6 protein-coding genes are annotated in these 6,094 nt (G+C 61.4%); all 6 read right to left on the minus strand.

Annotated features, from left to right (window positions below):
• Window positions 1-245: 245 nt before the first annotated feature.
• Complete coding sequence (locus tag ACRC0P_RS17025; protein WP_438632495.1) at window positions 246-716, minus strand: MarR family winged helix-turn-helix transcriptional regulator; 471 nt, start codon at window positions 714-716, stop codon at window positions 246-248.
• A 22-nt stretch (window positions 717-738) separates the two neighbouring features.
• Window positions 739-1,218, minus strand: a complete 480-nt coding sequence (locus ACRC0P_RS17030) for a glutathione peroxidase (protein ID WP_438632496.1) — start codon at window positions 1,216-1,218, stop codon at window positions 739-741.
• A 110-nt stretch (window positions 1,219-1,328) separates the two neighbouring features.
• A complete protein-coding gene (locus ACRC0P_RS17035; RefSeq protein WP_438632497.1) occupies window positions 1,329-2,345 on the minus strand; it encodes an ABC transporter ATP-binding protein in 1,017 nt (338 codons plus the stop codon).
• Window positions 2,345-3,880: an ABC transporter permease gene (locus ACRC0P_RS17040; RefSeq protein WP_438632498.1), complete on the minus strand. Its 1,536-nt coding sequence runs from the start codon at window positions 3,878-3,880 to the stop codon at window positions 2,345-2,347. Before ACRC0P_RS17040 ends, ACRC0P_RS17035 begins: the two co-directional genes overlap by 1 nt.
• Window positions 3,877-4,908 carry an ABC transporter substrate-binding protein gene (locus tag ACRC0P_RS17045; RefSeq protein ID WP_438632499.1) on the minus strand — a complete coding sequence of 344 codons (1,032 nt, stop codon included), beginning with the start codon at window positions 4,906-4,908 and terminating at the stop codon, window positions 3,877-3,879. The genes ACRC0P_RS17040 and ACRC0P_RS17045 overlap by 4 nt, the downstream gene beginning before the upstream one ends.
• 46 nt (window positions 4,909-4,954) lie before the next feature.
• The gene (locus ACRC0P_RS17050; RefSeq protein WP_438632500.1) at window positions 4,955-5,773 is read right to left on the minus strand and encodes a hypothetical protein; all 819 of its coding nucleotides are present in this window, start codon (window positions 5,771-5,773) and stop codon (window positions 4,955-4,957) included.
• Window positions 5,774-6,094 lie beyond the last annotated feature (321 nt).

Genomic DNA, 6,094 nt, shown 5'->3' on the forward strand with positions numbered 1-6,094 from the left:
GCCACAGTTATTCATGTCAGTCCCCTTCTGGTTTAAGGCGCTTAGCGACCTTGTGTTTCAAAACTCAACCAGTTTAGGGGACTGACCTCCTACTGAGCTAGATCTTGGCTCGCCGCTTTATTACATCTCCTACAAGGGGGAGTAGTTACGCTTTTCCATCAGAGCGCATGATGGGCGGCGAACCGGACGCCACGGGGGTAGGATGCGGCGGACGGGGGATTTGGATGCGGTCGTCGCCAGGAATATCAGCCGGAGGCCCCCAGCTTTTCCAGGAACTGCCACAGCTGGCGATGCAACTGCTCCACCTCCTGCCGCGACACCGCGGAGGCGTCGAGCTGCTGTTCCACCCAGGCCCGCGCGCGCGGCTCGAGCGCGCGGCCGGCATCGGTGATAGACACCAGCGTCACCCGCTCGTCCCGGGAGGCGCGGCGACGTTCGAGCAGGCCGCGCTGCTCCATCCGCTTCAGTAGCGGCGTGAGGGTTCCGGAGTCCAGCATCAGCCGCTCGCCCAGGGCGCCGACACTGGTACCGGCATCCCCGCCCTCCTCTGTATCCCGCTCCCACAGCACCAGCAGCACCAGGTACTGGGGATAGGTGATACCCAGATCCTGCAGCATCGGTTGGTAGGCCCGGGTCACAGCGCGGGAGGCGGCGTAGAGGGCAAAGCAGAGCTGGCGGTTGAGCGCCAGCGGACCGCTGTCTTCGCAGAGAGACATCAGAGTATTACCCGCTGAACAGTCAGAGCAGTTGCTCGATTTCCGACGCCAGCGCCTCCGGCTTGTCCTTCGGGGCAAAACGCTTCACCACCCGGCCCTCGCGGTCGACCAGGAACTTGGTGAAGTTCCACTTGACCCCCTCGGTGCCCAGAATCCCCGGCGCCTCGCGCTTGAGATGCACGAACAGCGGGTGGGCGTCGGGGCCGTTCACTTCCAGCTTGGCGTAGACGGGGAAGCTGACACCGTAGTTCAACTCGCAGAACTGCTGGATATCCTCGTCGCTGCCCGGCTCCTGCTGGCCGAACTGGTTGCAGGGGAACCCCAGCACCACCAATCCGCGCTCCCGGTATTTTTCATGCAGGGCCTGCAGTCCCTGGTACTGCGGAGTAAAGCCGCATTTGCTGGCCGTATTGACCACAAGCAGCACTTTGCCGCGATATTCTTCCAGGCTGGTTTCACGGCCATTCTGTGTTTTCAGTGCAATGGAATAGAGATTGCTCATCCTGCCCCTCCGGTTTCCAGGTCGGTTCAATTTATATTTTACACAATTTAATTGTGCACAATCAATATAGCCAGAGGGCGACGATTGATTTCGTCAGTACGACGGCAATGTTACCCGGCTTCCCGCGGAAACGCCGCCAGGGGGTGGGTGGTGGTGATAGCCATGTGGACCCGATCACCGGGCTGGGCCCGAACTTCGTGACTGGTTCGCACCCTCAGTTGTGCGCCTCCCTCGGTACGAGCGGCATAGAGCCGCGAGCAGCCCTCGTAGCGCACCCAATCGATCACGCCGTTACCCATTGCCGACGGTATCAGTGACAGGTCGTCCGGCCGCAACAGCAGGTCCACCTGGCCGGCGGCGCCGTCGATGGGGATAGCCGGTGCCGGGCCGAGGGCCGTGGTTACCTGATTTTGCCGCAGCTCCCCCGGCAGGAAGCTCGCTTCCCCCAGGAAGCGCGCCACAAACCGGCTGGCCGGCTCGGAGAAACAGGCTTCCGGTGTATCCAGCTGTTCCAGGACACCGCCGTTCAGGATACCGACGCGATCGCCCGCGGACAGGGCCTCATCCTGGTCATGAGTCACCCAGATGGCCGCTGTCCCGGCCGCTTTCAGCGCCCCGCGAATCTCCCAGCGCAGCTTGTCCTTGAGGGCGGCATCCAGGTTCGAGAGCGGTTCATCCAGCAAGACAAATGACGGTTCATGGGCGAGGGTTCGGGCCAGGGCGACCCGCTGTTTCTGTCCACCGGAGAGGCGCCCCGGTTTGGCATGGCGGAAATCGTCCAGGCCCAACAACGCCAGCCAGTAGTCGGCCAGCCCGGTATTGCTGAGGCGGAAGCAGACGTTCTGCTCTACCGTCAGGTGTGGAAACAGCGCAAAGTCCTGGAAAACCATGCCCACATTGCGCTTTTCCGGCGGCACCACGCAGCCGGGCGTCGAGCGCCATCCGTCCAGTTCAATCTCACCTTGGGAAATCGGGATCAAACCCGCCAGTGCCTGCAGAATGGTGGTTTTGCCGCAGCCCGTCGGCCCCACAAGCATCAGAATCTCGTCCTCCGTGAGGACCAGATCAAGGTTTTCCACTACGGGAGCGGCACCGTAGCCTACGGACAGATTGCTAACCTTCAGCATCAGGAGCGATGACTCTCTGTAACGTCGAATTCGGCCCGGCGTTCGCCGGATAACATCAGGGCGAGCCCAAGTGCGGACATCAATACCAGCAGCAAACCGGGAATGGCGGCGCGGCCAAAATACCCCGCTTCGTATACCCGCCACAAGTAGGTGGCCAGGGTTTCAAAGCCGGTGGGGCCCAGCATCAATGTCGCCGGCAGTTCCCGCATGGCCTCCAGAAACACCAGCGCCGCGCCGGCCACTATGCCGCGCAGGGTGAGCGGCAAGGTTACGCGACGGAAGGCTTCCCGGGGGCTGGCTCCCAGCAACCGTGCCGCCTTCACCAGGTTGGGGTCCAACCCCTCTGCGGTGGCGCGCACCGAGCCGACGGCCAGCGGCAGAAAACGCAGCACATAAGCGAGCACCAGCAGGCCCAGGGTCTGGTAGAGAAACGGCAGTTGCAGGCCCACATAGACCAGCGCCGTTCCCATGACGATGCCGGGCACTCCGAAGCCGAAATAGGTCATCCGTTCCATCAGGCGCCCGGCGCGCCCGGCGATCGCCGCATGGGCCACGGGTATCGACAGCAGCACGGCAAAAAGCGCGGCCAGCAAGGAGGCGTGGACGGAATTCCACGCATGGCTGAAATCAAAACCGCCGGCGCCCTCCCGCAGCAGCCAGATCCCGAACACCAGCAGGGGCAGAACCAGGGCCAGTATCGTCACCGGCGCCACCGCCGCGGCAATCAACAGTTGCCGGTACCGGTCCGGCCAGAGCGTCAGGTGTCTGCCGGGTCTTTCGTGACTGCCGCGGACTCGCGACTCCAGAAACAGAACCAATCCCACTATGACCAGCAGCTGCAGCGACAGCATGGCCGCCTGGCTGAGACCAAAAGCGTTGTACTCCACGAAAATCACCCGGGTGAATGTATCCAGGCGCATGATGGCCGGGGTACCGAAATCCGACAGGGTATATAGGGCCACCAGCAGCCCTCCGGCGGCGATCCCCGTGGCAACGCGGGGCAACACAACCCGCCAGAGACTGGCACCGAGGGTCATACCCAGTGTGCGAGCGGCATTTACCAGGCTGGCGTCCAGGCTGAGCAGCGAGGCCCGGGTGGTGAGCATCACAAAGGGATAGGAATAGAGGGTCATCACCAGAGTTGCACCGGCCAGTCCATCCACGGAGGGAACGGGCAATCCGAGCAGGTTTTCGATCTCCCCTCCGCGACCGAAAGCAGCGTAGAGCGTAAAGGCACCGATGTAACTGGGAATGGCCAGGGGCGCGGCGAGAATGATCAGCCACAGTCTGCGCCAGGGTATTTGCGCGTAAGCGGTCAACAGGGCCAGCGGCACCCCGATCAGGATCGAGCCGAGCACGGTCAATGCCGTCAGTAGCAGTGTGTTGGTCAGTACCCTGAGATTGTGCGCGTCAAATAACTGCACCTCGTCCGAGGCGAGCGCGACCAACACGCCCACCGGCACCAGCGCCAACAGCGCAATGATCAGCGACAGCGGGTAGGAGCCAGGCCAGCGGGTAAGTGGCCTGCGGATCATAGAACGCCAGCATTGCGCATCAGGTTGAGCGTCGGGCGCAGATCGGCCAACCGGGTCAGGTCCACCTCGGGCGGTGAAATCCTGCCCAACGGCGGTAGGCCCGCCGGCGGCTTGACGCCATTGACCAGCGGAATTTCGTAGGCTTCGGAAGCCAGGTACGACTGCACCTCCCGGGTCAGCAGATAGCGAATGAAATTGATCGGCAGATCACCCTCGCTCAGCGCCAGGACTCCCGATGCATTCACCAGACAACCGGCATCGCCTTTGGTGAATGCGAGATCCACTTTGGCGTCGGGCTTGCCGGCTTTCAGTCGCAGGGTGTAGTAGTGATTGGCAAACCCCAGATCCACCTCTCCCCGCTCCACGCCCATGACCACACCCAGCTCGCCGGCGTAGCTTTTGGCGCGCCTGCTGACGCCGCGCAGCCAATCGGCAGTGGCCCCGTCCCCTTCCAGCAGGCGCATGGCGGTTACAAAGGACTGGAAGGAGGCATAGGCCGGCGCCCAACCGATGGACAGCTCGCTATCTGCCAGTGCCATAACGCTGTCGGGAATCTGTTCAGGAGTGAGGCGCTCTGTGTTGTAAGGGAGGGTGCGGACACGGCCCGTTACCGGCGCCCAACGGGGATACTGAAAGCCGGCTTTGAGTTGTCCGGTCAGGTCCGCCGGCAGCCGTCGTGCCAGCCCCGCATCCACCACCAGACCGATGGCACCGGAGTCGACCGCCCAGAAAAGATCCGCCCTGCGCACACCGGCCTTGGCCTCCGCCACAATGGTGTTGGCCAGGGCCGCGGTGACGCCTCGACGAATCTGCAGGTTCAGTTTGGGATTGCGTTCGCGAATGGCATCGAGAACCTTCTCGTAGAGACCGCCCTCACCGCGCCCCAGGTAGAGCGTAAGGTCGCCCTCCAGCGGGGGCAATTGCTCTACAGACAGGGCCTTGGCGTCGGCCGCCAAACTCCGCCTCTGTGGAAACAGGCCGATAGCGCCAACTACCGCCAGGCTCTGTAAAAAAGCTCTGCGTTGCACTTCCAGTCCTCAATGCCAGTCTTTACTACGAATCTTCCGGTCGCCGTCAAAAGACTTTTTTGCGTTTCTTGTCGGCTTCCAGCAAAAGATTCCTGGCCTTGTCCAGTTTGGCCTGCATGGCCTCCACCACCTTGCGCACTTCATCCACGCTGGCGTTGCCGTTCAGCGCCTCTGGCAGAGTCACATTGAAATCTTTCTCGAGGTCTTCCACCAGGGCCGCATCCTGCTCGATCAGCGCCCCTTCAATACCTTCGAAACGATGCAGGTAGGTGTCGTGAACAATCGTGGTCGCCGCTTCCGGCAACCGCTCGGCGAATTTTGCCACAACGCGATCCAGGCGGTGCTTGATGTCGTCCAGCGTTTCCGGGGCGGTGGTCGGTTCCGCTTCGGTAGTCCGGACCTTGGCCAGCAATCCTTTCTGCTGGAACTGGGCCGCAAGCTTAACCGCTCCCAGCCCCTGCCACAAAGCCTGATTCAGCTTCTTCTGCTCTTCGCGCACCTCAGCTGCGGGCGCGCCGGAGTCGATCGCCTGCTTGACCCCGAAAATGCCTTGCCAGATTGCGGCGTAGGTGGGCACATGGTTGGTTTCAATGGCGGCGTGAAAGTCCACTTCTTCCCAGTACTCCGGCAACGCATCAGATTTTACCGCCTTCTGGCCCTGCTTTTCATAGGTGTCGACAACGCCACCAAACTTGGCCACCAGCCAGTCTACTTCTTCCGAATACTGGCCCAAATGCCCCTGCAGATTGTTCACGTGGTCGCCAATGGCACCATTGGCCGATACCTGGGCCGAGGTGAGCAGCGCAAATAGAGCCACTACCAGACCTAAACCGCGGCGCTTGTGAAGCTCGAATAAAGTCTTCATATATACTTCCCTTACGTGTCACCAACCCCAAATGATACTCATTATCAGAAACATGGTAAAGCGTTCGACACTAAATCATCGTCAGGCTAACGGCCTTTAGGGAGATTTTGTAGGAGCGGCGGGGCGGCCATCCGCCCACGGCCGCGATTGCTCTTTGAACCAACCACTGCGTTGGCTACCGGCCCCTGTAGGAGATGTAATAAAGCGGCGAGCCAAGATCTAGCTCAGTAGGAGGTCAGTCCCCTAAACTGGTTGAGTTTTGAAACACAAGGTCGCTAAGCGCCTTAAACCAGAAGGGGACTGACATGAATAACTGTGGCA

The sequence above is a fragment of the Microbulbifer sp. genome (assembly GCF_051659245.1).
Classification (GTDB): Bacteria; Pseudomonadota; Gammaproteobacteria; order Pseudomonadales; family Cellvibrionaceae; genus Microbulbifer.